15 protein-coding genes are annotated in these 15927 nt (G+C 70.5%); 8 read left to right on the top strand and 7 right to left on the bottom strand.

Features of this window, described 5'->3' with window-relative positions:
- Positions 1-32 precede the first annotated feature (32 nt).
- Positions 33-890, bottom strand: coding sequence for a hypothetical protein (locus ACFQPS_RS01845; protein WP_377355961.1), 858 nt, complete (start codon positions 888-890; stop codon positions 33-35).
- Positions 891-1093: 203 nt separating this feature from the next.
- Here ACFQPS_RS01845 and ACFQPS_RS01840 point away from each other — a divergent pair, with 203 nt between their 5' ends.
- From ACFQPS_RS01840 to ACFQPS_RS01825, 4 genes are read left to right on the top strand one after another with little or no spacing between them, the layout of a single operon-like run.
- On the top strand, positions 1094-1567 hold the full coding sequence (locus ACFQPS_RS01840; protein WP_377355960.1) for an EF-hand domain-containing protein: 474 nt from the start codon (positions 1094-1096) through the stop codon (positions 1565-1567).
- Positions 1564-2250, top strand: coding sequence for an RNA polymerase sigma factor (locus ACFQPS_RS01835; RefSeq protein ID WP_377355958.1), 687 nt, complete (start codon positions 1564-1566; stop codon positions 2248-2250). Before ACFQPS_RS01840 ends, ACFQPS_RS01835 begins: the two co-directional genes overlap by 4 nt.
- A complete protein-coding gene (locus tag ACFQPS_RS01830; RefSeq protein WP_377355956.1) occupies positions 2247-2711 on the top strand; it encodes a hypothetical protein in 465 nt (154 codons plus the stop codon). The genes ACFQPS_RS01835 and ACFQPS_RS01830 overlap by 4 nt, the downstream gene beginning before the upstream one ends.
- Positions 2708-3352 carry a periplasmic heavy metal sensor gene (locus ACFQPS_RS01825; protein ID WP_377355954.1) on the top strand — a complete coding sequence of 215 codons (645 nt, stop codon included), beginning with the start codon at positions 2708-2710 and terminating at the stop codon, positions 3350-3352. Before ACFQPS_RS01830 ends, ACFQPS_RS01825 begins: the two co-directional genes overlap by 4 nt.
- A gap of 69 nt (positions 3353-3421) precedes the next feature.
- Here ACFQPS_RS01825 and ACFQPS_RS01820 read toward each other — a convergent pair whose 3' ends face one another.
- Positions 3422-3922: a ferritin-like domain-containing protein gene (locus tag ACFQPS_RS01820; protein WP_377355952.1), complete on the bottom strand. Its 501-nt coding sequence runs from the start codon at positions 3920-3922 to the stop codon at positions 3422-3424.
- Between the two features lie 184 nt (positions 3923-4106).
- Here ACFQPS_RS01820 and ACFQPS_RS01815 point away from each other — a divergent pair, with 184 nt between their 5' ends.
- Complete coding sequence (locus tag ACFQPS_RS01815) at positions 4107-5258, top strand: beta/alpha barrel domain-containing protein (RefSeq protein ID WP_377355951.1); 1152 nt, start codon at positions 4107-4109, stop codon at positions 5256-5258.
- 59 nt (positions 5259-5317) lie between these two features.
- Here ACFQPS_RS01815 and ACFQPS_RS01810 read toward each other — a convergent pair whose 3' ends face one another.
- The 4 genes from ACFQPS_RS01810 to ACFQPS_RS01795 form a co-directional block, all read right to left on the bottom strand.
- Positions 5318-5848 carry an FKBP-type peptidyl-prolyl cis-trans isomerase gene (locus tag ACFQPS_RS01810; RefSeq protein ID WP_377355949.1) on the bottom strand — a complete coding sequence of 177 codons (531 nt, stop codon included), beginning with the start codon at positions 5846-5848 and terminating at the stop codon, positions 5318-5320.
- A 107-nt stretch (positions 5849-5955) separates the two neighbouring features.
- On the bottom strand, positions 5956-7560 hold the full coding sequence (locus tag ACFQPS_RS01805; protein WP_377355948.1) for a peptide ABC transporter substrate-binding protein: 1605 nt from the start codon (positions 7558-7560) through the stop codon (positions 5956-5958).
- A gap of 193 nt (positions 7561-7753) precedes the next feature.
- A complete protein-coding gene (locus tag ACFQPS_RS01800) occupies positions 7754-8398 on the bottom strand; it encodes a hypothetical protein (RefSeq protein WP_377355945.1) in 645 nt (214 codons plus the stop codon).
- A gap of 71 nt (positions 8399-8469) precedes the next feature.
- Positions 8470-10077: an FAD-dependent oxidoreductase gene (locus tag ACFQPS_RS01795; protein ID WP_377355944.1), complete on the bottom strand. Its 1608-nt coding sequence runs from the start codon at positions 10075-10077 to the stop codon at positions 8470-8472.
- Between the two features lie 181 nt (positions 10078-10258).
- Here ACFQPS_RS01795 and ACFQPS_RS01790 point away from each other — a divergent pair, with 181 nt between their 5' ends.
- The gene (locus ACFQPS_RS01790) at positions 10259-11938 is read left to right on the top strand and encodes an NAD+ synthase (protein ID WP_377355942.1); all 1680 of its coding nucleotides are present in this window, start codon (positions 10259-10261) and stop codon (positions 11936-11938) included.
- Between the two features lie 62 nt (positions 11939-12000).
- Here the strand turns inward: ACFQPS_RS01790 and ACFQPS_RS01785 are convergent, their stop codons facing one another.
- The gene (locus ACFQPS_RS01785; protein WP_377355940.1) at positions 12001-14229 is read right to left on the bottom strand and encodes a putative bifunctional diguanylate cyclase/phosphodiesterase; all 2229 of its coding nucleotides are present in this window, start codon (positions 14227-14229) and stop codon (positions 12001-12003) included.
- Between the two features lie 361 nt (positions 14230-14590).
- Here ACFQPS_RS01785 and ACFQPS_RS01780 point away from each other — a divergent pair, with 361 nt between their 5' ends.
- Both ACFQPS_RS01780 and ACFQPS_RS01775 read left to right on the top strand, forming a co-directional pair.
- On the top strand, positions 14591-14977 hold the full coding sequence (locus ACFQPS_RS01780) for a response regulator (protein ID WP_012566171.1): 387 nt from the start codon (positions 14591-14593) through the stop codon (positions 14975-14977).
- Positions 14978-14985: 8 nt separating this feature from the next.
- On the top strand, positions 14986-15819 hold the full coding sequence (locus tag ACFQPS_RS01775; RefSeq protein WP_377355938.1) for a protein phosphatase CheZ: 834 nt from the start codon (positions 14986-14988) through the stop codon (positions 15817-15819).
- Positions 15820-15927: the final 108 nt, after the last annotated feature.

Raw genomic sequence — 15927 nt, 5'->3', positions numbered from 1 at the left:
CAGGCCCCGCTACGCAAAGGTGGACCGGGTCCTCACAGCGGACCCTGGCGCAGGGGACGGAAGTACTTCAGCACCTGCTGCAACTCCGCCCGGAGCTGCTCGTCCTCCCGCAGCTTGGCCTGGAGCCCCGCATCCCGCTTGGCGAGGAAGACCACATGCTCCTTCGGCGGCAGCAGCCGGTAGGAGGGTTTGGCGGCGATGGTGCCGTCTTCCTGGATGGTGGAGAGGAAGAAGCTCACGCGCATGAACTTGGAGAAGAGCTTGCTGCCCGACTCCGGCGGTTCGCGCGCGATGATCGAGAAGATGTAATTGGTCCGGAAGAAGTAGTAGTTGCGGTAGATCCGCTGCACCGTCTGGAAATGCTCCGCCGGGCTGGAGATGCGGCCGACGAGCTGCTGCTCCTTGAAGCCCGCCATGAAACAGGCGGACGCCTCCCGGGCGAAGACCAGCGGCCGCTCGCGCGCCTGGCTCAGCCGCCGTCGGTATTCCACCAGCCCCCGCCCCAGCAGCGCCTGCATCATCCGCCGCTCCACGTCCAGCTCCGCCGGCGTGCCCATCATGAACTCGATGGCCGGCATGAGCTGGAGCGGGTGGGTGATGCTGGCCCGCCGGCTCCGTCCCTTGCCCAGCAGCGATCCCTGGAGCCAGTCGATGACGTCGTGCGCCTGCCAGCGCAGCCGGACCACGCCGGGGATGGTGGTCAGACCGCTGGCCTGGAGGAACAGACGGAGCTGGTCGCGCCATGTCTTCTGCGGCAGGGAGACGGCGTCCATGTCCGCCACCCGGATGCCGTTGGGCAGGACCTCGGCGGCGGGGGGCAGCGGACGCTGGTCCAGGCTCCGGCCATAGATGACGCCGCGCGTCTTCTGCTCGCCCCCGACGACCGACATCCGCCCCCGATCCCTCCGGCAGCGCCAGCCACCGTCCGGCACCGCCAGTTACAACGAATCCGGAAACGGATTTACCACATCCGGACAGGATCGCGCATCCTCCACGGCACCCTGTTCCGGGCCTGCGCAGGGTTCCGTCGCCCCGTCCGTACAAGGGATGACGGCGGGACGGACCCCCGCCGGAACCCTGACGAGGTGTTGAGATGAAGACCCTGCTGCTGTCGGCCTCCCTGACCGCCTTGCTCGCCCTGCCGGCGATGGCCCAGCCCGGCCCGGGCCCGGGCGCTCCCGGACCCGACGGGCTCTTCGCCGGCCCCGCCATGGCGGCGTTCGACGCCGACAAGAACGGCGTGATCGACCGGGACGAGTTCAAGGCGTTCCGCGAAGCCCAGTTCAAGGCGCTCGATCCGAAGGGGACGGGCCGCATCAACCGCGAGGAATTCCCCGATCTGATGGAGAAGGCCCGCGAGGAACGGCGGGAAGAGCGCCGGGAGGCCATGGCCGGCCGCCTGTTCGATGCCCTGGACACGAACAAGGACGGCATTGTAACCAAGGAGGAATACGCCGCCCGCAACGACGAAGCCTTCGGCCGCTGGGACCGCAACGGCGACGGCAAGATCGACAAGAACGACCGGCCCGGCCGTGGCGACCGCGGCGAGCGCTGGAAGGACCGATGAAATCGCCGGCGGCCGTGCGTACCCTGTCCACCGGGGACCCCGGCCGGCACCGGGGCCAGCCGGTCCTGACGGTGGCACAGGTGAGCAGCACGCCCGAGAACACGACACGGTCGGAAAGCGACGAGGCCCTGGTGGGCCGCGTCGCGGCCGGCGACCGGGCCGCCTATGCGGAACTGGTCGCCCGCCACCTCGACCGCACCGTGACCGTGGCCGTCCGTGTGCTGGGCAGCCGCGCGGCCGCCGAGGACGTCGCGCAGGAAGCGTTCCTGCGCCTGTGGCAGAGCGCGGACCGCTTCCGCCCGGAGGCGGCCCGCTTCTCCACCTGGTTCTACCGGATCACTGTCAATCTCTGCCTGGACGCCCGCCGCCGCCCGGTCCATGACGATCTGGAGTCGGCCGACGAGCCGGCGGACCCGGCGGAGGATGCCGTCACCCGGATCGAGCGGCGGCAGACGGCCGAGGCCGTGGCCCGCGCCGTCCAGGACCTGCCGGAACGCCAGCGGGCGGCGGTGTCCCTGACCTACGATCTCGGTCTCAGCAATGCCGAGGCCGCGACATCGCTGGGCATCGGCGTGAAGGCGTTCGAGGCCCTGCTCGTGCGTGCCCGTCGCGCCCTGCGCGAGCGCCTGACCGGCGGCGGCGGAGAGTCCGGTACGGATGGAACTGAAGGAGGGCGGACATGACCCCGACCCGATTCGCGGACCTGCTCGACCGGCTGGGTCCCTGCCTGGAAACCTGGCCCGACCATGAGCGCACCGCCGCCCTGGCCCTGCTGGACAGCTCGGAGGCGGCGCGCCGGGACCTGGAAGCGGCGACGCTGCTGGCCGACATCCTGCCGGACCTGCCCACGCTGGAGGCCGGCGCGTCGCTGCGGCGTGCCGTCCTGGCGCTGCCGTTGGAACATCCGCGCACGGTGGCGCAGCCCGGCCTCGTCGCATGGCTGGGATCGGTCTTCGCCGCCCCCTGGAAACAATGGACCGCCGGCTTCGGCAGCGCCGTCGCCTGCGGTCTCGTCGGGTTCATGCTCGGCTATGGCGGGCATGTCGCCATCCCCGGCGTGACGCCGGTCACCGACCAGACCGCCGACACGGACCTGGTGACAGCCCTGACGACGGACCTTCCCGACCTGGACAGCTGGCCATGACCCGCACGACCCTGACCCTCTCCATCCTGCTGGCGGTTTCGCTCTGCATCAACCTGCTGATCGCCGGCATCGCCATCGGCCATGCGGTCGGACGCGACAGCCGCGACGGGCGCGACGGACGCCCCCCCTGGGAAGGACCGGCGGTGCTCCAGTTCATGGGGCCGGGCGTGGCGCTGATCCCGGATGAAACCGTGGGTAATGTCATTGCCCGCCTTCGGCGCGAGGGACCCGGCGACGGCGCCCGCTACTTCGCCGATCTGCGCAAGGCCCGCGAGGGCATCCGCAGCGCGCTTACCGCCCGCCCGTTCGACCCGGCAGCGGCGGAGGCGGCCTTCGCCTCCGCGCGGCAGGCGACGACGACGATGCAGCAACGGCTGCACGAGGCGGTGGTCCGGACCATGGCCGAGGAACAGGCCCGCGGCACCCTGCCCCCGCCCCCGCCGCCGAAGGAGCGCCGCTCCTCCGGGCGGGAGCGGCCGGACCGGGCCGACCACGACAGGGACCGCGACAGGGGCACCGTCGAACGCCACGGCCCGGACAGGCCCGGTCCCGACGGGCCAGAACCGGGAGGGCCAGAACCGGGAGGGCCAGAACCGGGAGGGCCAGAACCGGGAGGGCCAGAACCGGGCGGCGAGCGCTGACAGCGAACGGCCCCACCCCCGCCCGGGGATGGGGCCGTACCCGTCTTCCGTCCGCGGCGGGAACCGCCGTCAGGCGGCCTGCTGCATCGCCCGCCTGTTCACGTCCTTGACGGCGATGTCGTTGAGCAGCCTGTCCGTCTCCTTCTCCTCGTTCAGCGTCTCCTCCAGCAGGGAGGCCAGTTCCTCGTTGCCGAGGCCCTGCGCATAGGCGTGGACGGAGCCGTAGGCCGCGATCTCGTAATGCTCCATCTTCTGAGCGGCGGCGATGATGGCCACGTCCAGAAGCTCCGAGGGCAGCCCCTCGTCGAGGAGCGCCTGCGCCTCCTGGATCAGCCCTTCCATGGCGTCGCAGTGCTTGCCGCGGGGGCGCTGATCGAGCAGTTCGAACGCCTGCTTCAGGCGCTCGATCTGGCCTTCCGTCTGCTCCTTGTGCGTCTGGAAGGCCTCCTTCAGCTTGTCGTGGCTGACGGCCTTGATCAGCTTGTTGTAGGCCTTCAGGGCCTGCTTCTCGGCGTCGTAGATGTCGCGCAGTTCCTCCAGCAGGAGGTCCTGCATGGTCTTGGTGGCCATGGGTGCGTGCTCCTTCGATCTTCTGGTTCGCCGGGGCGGACGCGGCGGCCCGCCGGCCGGCCCCGGGGAGAACAGGCCGCGGCGCCGTCCGTTGCATCGGCTCTCGCCCGGCGCCGGAAGCGCCGCTATGTTCGCGCGATCACCCTCTATGTTCGCGCGATCAACTGTCCGGAACCCCGCAGCCATGGCCGATCCCGACCGACCGACCGCCACCCCCACGCCCCCCGCCGCCGCGGACGTACCGCGCTGGACGGACGCCTATTTCCAGCGCACCCGGCAGGTGGTCGAGCGGTTCGGCGACCGGCGCGTCACCTATGCCGTGTTCATGCGCCGCCCGGTGGTGGCGGCGCACCGGCTGGCGCTGGACTGGCTGGAGGCCATGGCGGCGGCGCGGGGCTTCGCCATCGAGGTCGAGGTCAACTATCCCGAAGGCAAGTGGGTGGGCGCGGGCGAGCCCATGCTCTGGATCACCGGCCCCTTCACCGGGCTGGTGGAGTTGGAGACCCTGTTCCTGATGAAGCTCGGCCCGGCCTGCGTGGCCGCCTACAACGCCTGGACCATGTGCGCCGGCCTGCCGAAGGTCGCCTTCCTGGCGATGGACGCGCGGCACTGCGCCGGGACGGAGATGGCGGAGATCATGGCCTATGCCGCCTCCGTCGGGTCGGAGCGGGCGAAGCGCAAGGCCGGCGCCGTCGGCTTCGTCGGCAACGCCACGGACGCGACGGCGCACTGGTTCGGCCGCGACCGCGGCCTCGGCACCATGCCGCACGCCCTGATCGGCTATGCGGGTTCCACGGTGCGGGCGGCGGAGATGTACCGGGAAACCTTTCCCGATCAGCCGATGACCGTGCTGGTGGACTATTTCGGGCGCGAGGTGTCCGACAGCCTGGAGGTCTGCCGGCGCTTCCCCGATCTGGCCGCGGCCGGGAAGCTCGCCATCCGGCTGGACACGCCCGGCGGGCGCTTCTGCGAGGGGCTGGACCCGCCGCAGTCCTATGCCGTGCTGGACCGCCGCGTGCCGCACGCGATCCGCGGCTACCGGGACGAGACGGAACTGCGCTACCTGGTCGGTCCCGGCGTCTCCGCCGCCGCCATCCATTGGGTGCGCGAGCGGCTGGACGAGGCCGGGTTCGAGCGGGTGAAGATCGTCGCCTCCTCCGGCTTCAATCCGGCCAAGTGCCGGCTGATGGCGGATGCGGCCGCGCCCATCGACGTGATCGGCACCGGCTCCTACCTGCCCGATGCATGGGCGGAGACCTACGCCACCGCCGATATCGTGGAGTATGACGGTGTGAAGCGGGTGAAGGTCGGGCGCGAGTTCCTGCTGCGCCGCTGACGGTCTCTTCCGGAAAGGCGCCCCGGCCCTTGACCGGCCGGGGCGCGGACCCGCTTGCGTCAGCGCGGCGGCATGGCGCCGGGCGGCAGGATCTCCAGCAGCTCGACCTTGAACAGCAACGTGGCGTTCGGGCCGATGCCGGCCTGCGGAATGCCGCGGGCGCCATAGGCCAGCCGGCCGGGAATGGCGAACTCGTAGGTCTCGCCCACCTTCATGAGCTGCACGCCCTCGGTCCAGCCGGCGATCACCCGGTTCAGGGGGAAGCTGATGGGCTCGCCCCGCTCGTAGGAACTGTCGAAGACGGTGCCGTCGATCAGCCGGCCCTCGTAGTTCACGAGCACCGCGTCGGTCGCCAGCGGCGACGGGGCGGCGGGATTGGCGACCGGCTTGACCGCCTTGTACTGGAGGCCGCTGGGCGTCGTCTTCCAGCCCGGGCGCTTGGCGTTCTCGATCAGGAACTGCTTCTGCGGATCGGGCTTCTCGGCACGGATCGGCGCGTCGTCCGCCGGCGACGGGGGCTGCTGGGCGGCCGCCGGGCCGGCCAGCAGGGCCGCAAAGGCGAGAAGGGCGAAGGAACGGCGCAAGGTCATGGCTGACAATCCTCCAGGCTTGGATCAGGGCTCGGTACGGCCTCCCGCGGTCCCCGTCAACCATGCGTGCGGACGCGGGGTGGCGGTGCCCGGCCGCGGCGACGCCGTCAGGGCGCGTCCTCGCGGTGCCAGTTCTCCACGGCCATGGTGCTGGCGAACTGGTGCCCGGTGGGCACGACGCCCTTCAGCCAGGGGGGGAAGAAGTAGGCGTTGGCCATGTGGAAGATCGGCAGGGCCGGCAGATCGTCGGCATAGAGATGCTGCAACCGCGACCACAGTGCCCTGTTGGCCTCCGGCTCGCAGACCCGCTCCAGATCGTCCAGCACCCGGTCCAGCCCGGGGTTGCGGTAACCGCCGTAGTTCAGGCCGCTCCAGCCGTTGTCGGCCGACGGGACCTGGCTGGAATGCAGCACGCTGCGGGGAACCTCCCGCGGTGCGGTGATCCAGCTGAACAGGGCGAGACCGGAGAAGCGCCGCTGCGGCAGGATCTCCCCGAACAGGACCCGGGCCGCCGTCCGCCGCGGCACCATGCGGACGCCCAGGCGGCGCCAGTTCTCCTGGATGATCTGGAGTTCCAGATCGACGGTGCGGTCACCCAGGCCGGCCCACAGATCGACCTCCAGTGGCTGCCCGGCGGCATCGACCCGGATGCCGTCCGGCCCGCGGCGCCAGCCCGCCTCCTCCAGCAGCCGGATCGCCTCGGCCGGATCGTAGGGATGCCGGCGCACGTCCGGATCGTGGATGCCGTCGAGCGGATTGGTGTCGCTGTCGGCGATGACGTTGCGGCCGTAATAGAGCCGCTCGTTCATCGTGTCCCGGTCCAGTCCCAGCAGCAGGGCGCGGCGGACACGCACATCCGCCAGGACCGGATTGTCGTGGTTGACGTCCAGGTGCCGGTATCCCAGCCCCTGCATCCAGAACACGGTGAAGCGGAAGCCGTAGTGGCGCTCGAACTGCGACGACTGATGCACGCTGAAGCCATGCTCGCCCGAGACGTAGTCCACCTCTCCGGCCAGCAGCGCCCGTTCAAGCTCGGCGGACCTGTCCAGGGTGCGCACGACGATCCGGTCGAAATAGGGCCGGCGGCCGTTCCAGTGCGGGTTGCGTTCGAGCTGGATCGCCTTCCCCGCCTCGACCTCCGCCAGCCGGTAGGGGCCGAGCCAGAGGCCGGGGTCGGTCACGTCGGCTTCGTACCGGCTGTTGATCCGGTAGGTGGCGGGGTCCGACTCGAACGCCTTGCGTTCCAGATGCTCCGGCAGCAGCACCATCTCGTTCAACTGCGCCGCGGCACAGCTCCTGTGCCGGCGGTGGACGATGAAGGTGCGGTCGTCCACCGCCTCGATCGACCGGATGTCGCGGGCGAAGACGTCGTAGGCATTGCTGCCGATGTCGGGATGCCGGCCGACCTGCCAGGTGAAGACCACGTCGCGCGTGGTCACGGGCGTGCCGTCCCCCCACTTGAGATCCGGCAGCAGGGTGTAGCGCACCGCCACGCCGGTATCCCCGTCGGGCAGCTTCTCCTCCCGGATACGACCGTTGCCGACGGTGGGCAGTTCGGTGCAGAGAACGCAGGCCAGCTCCCAGTCCGGCGTGAAGGCGGTCAGGGGCCGCTGCGCCATCCAGACCACGTAGTCGCGGATGCCCTGGCTTTCGATCAGCGGATGGAAGGTCCCGGGAAAGTCGTTGACGCCGATGGTCAGGGTCCGGGACACGGGTCCCGGACCCTCTCCGTCCGGTGTCGGAACAGTCGCCATCAGGGAGCGGGCGGATGACGGAAGGAGCGCCATCAGGATGACGGCGACCAGGATAAGGACCGGTCGAGAGATCATCCGCCTATAATCGCTGAAAAATCTCCGGGAAATAAAGGGTCGTCGCATCATGCAGGCGGCGCTCCCCGGGGAAACTCTATTTCCGGTCCGTCCGGAACGCCTCCGGCACCCGCCCCTGGATCGGACCCAGCGTCATGGTCCGCATCCCCGGCGGCACGCTGAACAGGGCCGGGTCCTGCGGCCCGCGCTCGACATCCGCCAGTTCCATCGTCACCGGCACGGACCGTCCCTCCTCCGTGACCGTGCCCTCGACCCGGACATAGATGCCGTCCGCGGTGGACCAGACGCGTCCCTCGAAGCCGCCCGACGCCTCCCCGCGCCGGACCCTGTAGCGCGTCGTTCCGAGTCCCGCCAGCGTCTCCTGTCCTTCGGCCTCGGCGTCCAGAGTGCTGAGGTTGCCCGGATCGGGACCGGCCTCCGGCCCCTCACCCGGTTGCATCTCCAGGGCCATGCCCAGTTCCGGCTGGAGCTGGAGGATGCGCTCCGGCGTCCGGATCAGGATGCTGCGCACCCCGTCGATGACGAACTCGCGCCGCTCACTGCCCTTGGAATGGAACAGCCTGGCCTCGATCGTATCGCCCGCGGCCGTCACGCGCTGGCGGGCGCTGTAGTCGGCCGTCGGCGGCGGCAGGCCGTCGGCGCGGGCGGCGCCGACGGCCGACAGGCAGAGCAGGCCGGCGGCCAGGGAAAGGGCGGCGGCATGGAAGGATCGGCGGATCATGGCGGGACCGGCGGCAGGCTGCGGGACGGGTGTCCGACGGTAGTCCTCGGCCCCCGCCCCCACAAGGCCGCCTAGCGCTCCTCCCCCATCGGGGCGAGCGGCTGCACGGCCGGTCCGCCGATCACGCCTCCCTCGGGGGTGAAGCGGCTGCCGTGGCAGGGACAGTCCCAGCTCCGCTCCAGATCGTTCCAGCGCACCGTGCAGCCCAGATGGGGACAGATCGCCGACACGCGGGTGACGCTGCCGTCCTCGGCCCGGTAGACGGCGACCTTGGCGACGCCCTCACGCAGCACGGCGCCCTGCCCGGGGGCGATGGCCGCCTCGCTCGACACTTCGGCGGGGCCCAGATGCCCGCGGGCGAACTCCCGGGCGACGTCCAGATTCTCCTTCACGTACTCCCGCAGGTTCCGCTTCGGCTTGCGGTCGGGATCGTAGAGGCCGGCCCAGGCGTTGTCCCGCCCCTGGAGCATGTCGGTCAGCAGCATCCCGGCGATGGTGCCGTGGGTCATGCCCATGCCGCTGTCGCCCGTGGCGATCAGGATGTTGGCCGTGTCCGCCGGATTGCGGCCGATGAAGCCCAGCCCGTCGAACGGTTCCATCACCTGGCCGGACCAGCGGTAGAGCACCTCCCCCGCCATCGGGAAATGGTTGCGTGCCCAGTGCTCCAGCCGGGTGAAGCGCTGGCCCATGTCGTGCGCCTCGCCGGTCTTGTGATCCTCGCCCCCGACGATCAGCACGTCCCCGCCGGTCCCGGCCTGAAGCCGGACGTAATGGTAGTCCTCGCGGGTGTCCCACCACAGCGCCGGGGCGACGGCACCGCGCGGCACGGCCAGCCCGACGACATAGCTGCGGTAGGGCGCCTGCTTGGTATGGATGGCGACGCGGTCCAGGAAGGGCGTGTTCGTCGCCACGACGCAGGCCTGCGCCCGCAGGACGCGGCCGTCGTCGGCATGGATGGTCGCCACCTCTCCGCCCTCGACCTCGACGATCCGGTGCCCGGTGACGATATGGCCGCCGTGCGCCCGCAAGGCGCCGGCCAGTCCCCGGACATACTTCATGGGATCGACCTGGGCCTGCCGGGGGAAGCGCAGCGCCGGGCCGCGGTAGTCGCCCAGGGAGAAATCCTCGACCAGCTCGACATCGGCGAGTCCGGCGCGGTGCGCCGCGGCCAGTTCCTCCTCCAGATGGTCGCGCCGGTGCTCCGGCGACAGGAACAGCCAGCCGTCCACGCGGCGGAAGTCGCAGTCGATGCCCTCCTGCTCCGCGATCCGGCCGATCATCTCGATGGCGGCGGTATGGCTCTCCGCCGCGAGCCGCGCACCTTCCTCCCCGACCTGCTGCTCCAGGAAGCTGTAGCGGTCGTCGATCGCGTTGGAGAGGTGGGCCGTGGTCCGGCTGGTCTCCCCGCCGCCGACGGGCCCCTTGTCCACCACCAGGACCTGCCGTCCCTCGCGGGCCAGCAGATAGGCCGTGGTCATCCCGGCGATGCCCGCGCCGACGACCACCACGTCGGCCGGCGGATCGCGGTTGATCAGGGTATAGGGGGCGAAGGCCAGGGCCGACGGCATGTCGAGGTCGGACTCGTGGGCCGGCTCCCCCGGATGGGGCAGCGTCGTATCCGTCTCCGGAAAGGGCGCCGTGTCCATCCAGAGCGATTTCGTCATGCCGCTGCCGCGCATCGTCAAGCCTCCTGCACCGTCGGGATCGGTTTCCCGGCAACAGCCCGCTCCCCCGGACGTTGCGTCCGCCCCGCGTCGGGCGCGGGAGGAAAATGCCGGGAAGGAAACGGACCGGGCGGTGATTGAGGTGCCGCGGGCGGGTTGCTAGGGTGCTGCATCCTTCCGCATCCCGGCGCTCCCCATGACCGACAGCCTGACCATCGCCCTTGCCCAGATCAACCCGACGGTGGGGGCCCTGCGCGCCAACCTCGACCGGATCAGGACGGCGCGGGCGGAAGCCGCGGCCCGCGGTGCCGATCTGGTGGTGCTCTCCGAACTGGTCGTCTCCGGCTATCCGCCGGAGGATCTGGTGCTGAAGCCCTTCTTCCTGGACGCCGTGCAGGAAGCCGTGGAGGAACTGGCGGCCGATACCGGCGACGACGGCCCCGGCCTGCTGCTGGGCGCCCCCTGGCGCGAGGCCGGCCGCACCCACAACGCCGCCCTGCTGCTGGACGGCGGCCGGGTGGCGGCGGTGCGGTTCAAGCACGACCTGCCCAACTACGGCCCGTTCGACGAGAAGCGGGTGTTCGATCCCGGCCCGCTGCCCGGCCCGGTCAGCTTCCGCGGCGTGCGGCTGGGCATCGTCATCTGCGAGGACATGTGGACCCCGGACGTGGCCGAGACGTTGGCCGAGACGGGGGCCGAGATCCTGATCGTGCCCAACGGCAGCCCGTTCGAGACGGACAAGGCGGACCGCCGCCTGTCCCTGGCCGTCGCCCGGGTGACGGAGACGGGGCTGCCGCTGGCCTATGTCAACCAGGTCGGCGGGCAGGACGAGCTGGTCTTCGACGGCGGTTCCTTCGTTCTGAATGCCGACCGGGGGCTGGCGGCGCAGCTTCCCTCCTTCGAGGAGCATGTCGCCATCACCCACTGGACCCGGGGCGACGGGGGCTGGACCTGCACCTCCACCGAGATGACGGCTCCGGCCGAGGGGCTGGAGGCGATCTACCGGGCGATGGTGCTGGGGCTGCGCGACTATGTCCGCAAGAACCGTTTCCCCGGCGTCATCCTGGGCCTGTCCGGCGGCATCGACAGCGCCCTGTCCGCCGCCGTGGCGGTGGACGCGCTGGGCGCCGACCGCGTCCACTGCGTGATGATGCCGTCGCCCTATACCTCCCGCGAGAGCCTGGAGGATGCGGCCGAGTGTGCCGAGCTGCTGGGCTGCCGGATCGACACGATCTCCATCGAGCCGGCCATGAAGGCGTTCGAACACATGCTGGAACCGGCCTTCGCCGACCGCGAGCCGGACATCACCGAGGAGAACCTGCAATCCCGCGCCCGCGGCGTCACCCTGATGGCGCTGTCCAACAAGTTCGGCGGGATGGTGCTGTCCACCGGCAACAAGTCGGAGATGTCGGTGGGTTACGCCACGCTCTACGGCGACATGTGCGGCGGCTATTCGGTGCTGAAGGATGTCTACAAGACAACCGTCTACCGCCTGTCGCACTGGCGCAACCGGACCCTGCCGCGGCAGGCGCACGGCCCCGCCGGCCGCGTCATCCCGGAACGGATCATCACCAAGGCCCCCACGGCCGAACTGAAGCCGGACCAGACCGACCAGGACACGCTGCCGCCTTACGAGATGCTGGACGACATCCTGGAATGCCTCGTGGAAAAGGATCTGGGGCTGGCCGGGATCGTGGCCCGCGGCCACGACCGGGAGACGGTGAGCCGCGTCTGGCGCATGCTGGACCGGGCCGAGTACAAGCGCCGCCAGGCGCCGCCGGGCGTGAAGATCACCAGCCGCAGCTTCGGCAAGGACCGCCGCTACCCGATCACCAGCGGCTTCGTCACCCTGGTCGAGGCCGACGGGCATCCCTGACCCGGAGAACCCGGCCCCGGGGGTCTGATCCGGGCGCGCCGCGCTCCTTCTGCGGGCCGGTGCTAAGGCAGGAACAGCGGCCCGCCGCCGGACAGGCGCTCGACCAGCCGGCCCGCGTCCGCGGGCGAGAGCGGCCGGCCGAAATGGTAGCCCTGGGCGCTGGTGCAGCCCATCCGGGCCAGCTCGCGCCCGGTTTCCGGGTCCTCCACCCCCTCGGCCACGATGTCCACGCCCAGCGCATGGCCGAGGGCGACGACGGTGCGGACGATGTTGCGGCAGTCCTCGTCGTGCAGCATCGGACGGACGAAGCTCTGGTCCACTTTCAGCCCGTCGAAGGGCAGCCGGTGCAGGCGGGAGAGCGAGGAATAGCCCGTGCCGAAATCGTCGATCAGGATGCGGAACCCGCGCTGACGCAGCCCGTCCAGCCGGCTGGAGACGATGTCCAGATCCTGCGCGAGCGCCGTTTCCGTCACCTCCAGCTTCAGGCGGCGGACGTCGGCGCCGGTGGCGGCGATCACCCCGTCCACCAGTTCGAACAGGTCGGGCCGGGCGAGTTGGACCGGAGAGACGTTGACGCTGACGGTCAGCGCGGTCGCCCCCAGCCGTGGCTGCCAGGTCCGCAGCAGGGCGCAGGCCTTGCGCAGCACCATCTCGCCCAGGGCCACGATCAGCCCGCTCTCCTCCGCGATGGGGATGAACTCCGCCGGGGGAACGCTGCCGCGGCCGGGATGGGCCCAGCGCGCCAGCGCCTCGAACCCGATCAGGCGCCGGCCGGGCAGGTCCACGACGGGTTGCAGCGCCAGCCCGATCTCATCCCGCTCCAGCGCCCGGCGCAGCTCCGTCTGGAGGCGCAGCGCCTGCAACGGGGCCGTCCGCATGGCCGGCTCGAAGCTGATGCAGCGGGCACGTCCGCGCGCCTTGGCGTAATGCACCGCGATGCCGAGATCGCGCAGCACCTCGTCCGGCGTCTCGCGCTCGCCATGATCGAGCACGACGGCGACGCTGACGGAGGGGAACAGGTCGTGGTGGCCGGGCACCTCCATCGGCGCCATGACGGCGAGGCGCATCTCCTCGGCCCGGCGCAGGGCGAGATCGGGCGTCCAGGACTGTTCGCAGAGCACGGCGAAGTCGTCGCTGCCCAGCCGGGCCAGCGTGTCGCCCGGCCCCAGCAGTCGGGACAGCCGGCGCGCGATCTCCGCCAGCATACGGTCGCCCAGCGCATGGCCCAGCGTGTTGTTCACCATGCGGAAATTGTCACAGTCGACAAGGAAGACGCCGAATCCCGGCGACTGACCGGCCCGCCGGCGCCGCAGCGCCTGGGCCAGCCGGTCGACCAGCAGCGTCCGGTTCGGCAGGCCGGTCAGCCCGTCATGCAGGGCGACATGCGCCGCTTCCTGCTCCATGCGGCGGCGGTGGCTGATGTCCTCCAGCGTGCCTTCATAGCCCGACGGCTCGCCTCCGGCACCGAGATGGCGGCGCAGGTTCAGGGACACCCAGATCAGATCGCCGTCGGCCCTCTGGACCGTCGTCTCGAAGCCACGGACGGTGCCCTCCCCACGCAGGCGGGAGCGCAGTTCCGCCCGGTCCGCGGGGACGGCGACCAGGGCCCGACCGTCCGGCACCGCGGCCAGCAGCGCGTCGGCCGTGCCGTAGCCCAGGATCTCCACCAGCGCCGGGTTCACTGCCCGCAGCCGGCCGGCGAGATCCATCCGGAACACCCCCTCGACCGCGTTCTCGAACAGGTCGCGCCAGCGGCGTTCCGCTTCCCGCGCCCGTTCCTCCGCCCGGCGTGCCTCGTCCGCGGTCAGGGCGAGCGCGACGAAGTCGGCGAGCGAGGCGGCGATGGCCTCCTCCTCCTCCGTCCAGGCGCGCGGTCCCCCGGTATGCTCGCAGCAGACGACTCCGGCGAGGCGGCCCTGGTGGACGACCGGGGCATCCAGGCGCGCGGAATTCCCTTCCGGGACCAGGGGGGAGCCGCGGAGATCCGCCAAGGGGGAACTCCGGCCCACATCCTCGATCCGCAGCAGCCGCTCGGTCTCCAATGCCGCGCGGTAGACGCCACGCCCGCCGAGATCGAGGGTGACGCCGGCGGCATGGCTGCCGCCCGCCACGTCGAAGAGATCGGCCGCCCGCAATGACCGCCCGTCCTCGCCGAAGAACCAGACGGACGCGCGCCCGACGGCCAGGATTGCGGCGGCCGTCTCCGTCACCGCCCGCAGACAGCCCGCGAGATCACGCTTCAGGAACGGCCCGCTGCGGGCCAGATGTCCGAGCGCACGGCTCCCGCTCATCCCTGCGCTCAGACCTAGGGGCGCTATGGCCAAAGGGGCCTCTCATCGCCGACGGTTGTTCAATCTACCTCTAATCTTCCGGGATAAACAAACGGACTGCCGCCCGCAACCGCTCGCGTGGCGTGACCGTCCTCACCCGGATGAGCCTGGCCGAAGGGATGGCGATGATCTTTGGACGAACGTATTAGTACCCTGTCTTGACAAGGGAGAGAGCGGGCACCAAAGTGCCGCCTCATCTCCGATCGGGAGGGAGGGTTGGATTCTTGGGAACCAGACCTTAACCCTCCGCCGGTACGGTGGATGGGGCGACCGGGTGGCGGTCGAACCGTACGGCAACACGTCTGGTATTGGGGGTCTGCGCGTGTCCAACACCAACCTGCAGGTGCTGGTCGTCGATGATTACGCGACGATGCGGCGCATCATCAGGAACCTGCTGACGCAGATCGGCTTCACTCGCATCGAGGAAGCCGCCGACGGTGCGGAAGCGCTGGCCAAGCTGCGCGGCGGCACGTTCGGGCTGGTGATTTCCGACTGGAACATGGAGCCGATGACCGGCCTCCAGCTCCTCAAGGAGGTCCGCGCGGACATCCGGCTGAAGAGCATGCCCTTCATCATGGTCACGGCCGAATCGAAGACGGAGAACGTGATCGCGGCGAAGGAAGCCGGTGTGAACAATTACATCGTCAAGCCCTTCAACGCCGATACTCTGAAGAAGAAGATCGAGAGCGTCATCGGCGCGATCGGCTGAGCGACCCGATGGCAGCCGACGACCGCCCCCTCGATCTGGACGCCGCGGACTACGACCGCTTCGAGGATGATCTCCTCTCCAGCCCGCGCGGCCGTGCCTTCCTGCGCATGCGGGACAGGCGCAGCCGTGTCGTCGCCGTAGAGGATGTGCGCCGCCTGCTCGGGCAGCGCACGGCGCCGGAGGCTGACCCGCAGTCGCACATCCGCATCCTGCGCCGCGAGCTTCAGGAACTCTCCTCCCACATCGCGCAGACCCGGCGGGAGATCGCCGCCCTGCGGCCGGACGATCCGTCCGCGAACCGCATCATGCTGGCGACGGAGGAACTGGACGCCATCCTCCAGGCGACCGAGCACGCGACGACGGAAATCCTGAACGGGGCGGAGCGCATCCAGGCGGTCGCCGACCGGCTGCGCGAACCGGACGGGGATCTGGCCGGGCAGCTCGACAACGAGGTCATGGGCATCATGACCGCCTGCTCCTTCCAGGACATCACCGGCCAGCGCATGACCAAGGTGGTCAACACCATGCGCTACATCGAGCGCCGGGTGAACGCGATGATCGATATCTGGGGCGGGCTGGACGGATCGGACGCCCCGACCGCGGACGAGCCGGCCGACAAGCGCCCCGACGCACACCTGCTGAACGGCCCGGCCCTGCATGGGGGCATCAACCAGGACGTGGTCGATGCCCTGCTCTCCGGACAGCAGGCGCCGGCAGCGGCCGCTCCCGCCCCGCCGGCAGCGCCAGCCGCCGGGAAGGCGGATGCCCCGGCACCGGCGGAGGAGGACAAACCCACCGTCGGACCGCTGTCGCAGTCGGCCGTGGACGACCTGTTCCCCTGACCACCTTTTTCGGCCGGACCTGTCCTGACCGGACTTTCCTGCCCCCTGCCCCGCCCGCAGCCCCCCGGCGGACCGGGGGCTGTGGGAGGGACGCAGGGACGGACGTGC

The sequence above is a fragment of the Rhodocista pekingensis genome (genome assembly GCF_042665545.1).
Lineage (GTDB): Bacteria > Pseudomonadota > Alphaproteobacteria > Azospirillales > Azospirillaceae > Rhodocista > Rhodocista pekingensis.
Note: the sequence above shows the minus strand (reverse complement) of the source record. Positions and strands in the feature narration are given on the sequence as shown.

Coding starts and splice junctions, on each gene's coding strand:
- ACFQPS_RS01845 (WP_377355961.1), bottom strand. CDS start 890: ATGTCGGTCGTCGGGGGCGAGCAGAAGACGCGCGGCGTCATCTATGGC.
- ACFQPS_RS01840 (WP_377355960.1), top strand. CDS start 1,094: ATGAAGACCCTGCTGCTGTCGGCCTCCCTGACCGCCTTGCTCGCCCTG.
- ACFQPS_RS01835 (WP_377355958.1), top strand. CDS start 1,564: ATGAAATCGCCGGCGGCCGTGCGTACCCTGTCCACCGGGGACCCCGGC.
- ACFQPS_RS01830 (WP_377355956.1), top strand. CDS start 2,247: ATGACCCCGACCCGATTCGCGGACCTGCTCGACCGGCTGGGTCCCTGC.
- ACFQPS_RS01825 (WP_377355954.1), top strand. CDS start 2,708: ATGACCCGCACGACCCTGACCCTCTCCATCCTGCTGGCGGTTTCGCTC.
- ACFQPS_RS01820 (WP_377355952.1), bottom strand. CDS start 3,922: ATGGCCACCAAGACCATGCAGGACCTCCTGCTGGAGGAACTGCGCGAC.
- ACFQPS_RS01815 (WP_377355951.1), top strand. CDS start 4,107: ATGGCCGATCCCGACCGACCGACCGCCACCCCCACGCCCCCCGCCGCC.
- ACFQPS_RS01810 (WP_377355949.1), bottom strand. CDS start 5,848: ATGACCTTGCGCCGTTCCTTCGCCCTTCTCGCCTTTGCGGCCCTGCTG.
- ACFQPS_RS01800 (WP_377355945.1), bottom strand. CDS start 8,398: ATGATCCGCCGATCCTTCCATGCCGCCGCCCTTTCCCTGGCCGCCGGC.
- ACFQPS_RS01795 (WP_377355944.1), bottom strand. CDS start 10,077: ATGCGCGGCAGCGGCATGACGAAATCGCTCTGGATGGACACGGCGCCC.
- ACFQPS_RS01790 (WP_377355942.1), top strand. CDS start 10,259: ATGACCGACAGCCTGACCATCGCCCTTGCCCAGATCAACCCGACGGTG.
- ACFQPS_RS01785 (WP_377355940.1), bottom strand. CDS start 14,229: ATGAGCGGGAGCCGTGCGCTCGGACATCTGGCCCGCAGCGGGCCGTTC.
- ACFQPS_RS01775 (WP_377355938.1), top strand. CDS start 14,986: ATGGCAGCCGACGACCGCCCCCTCGATCTGGACGCCGCGGACTACGAC.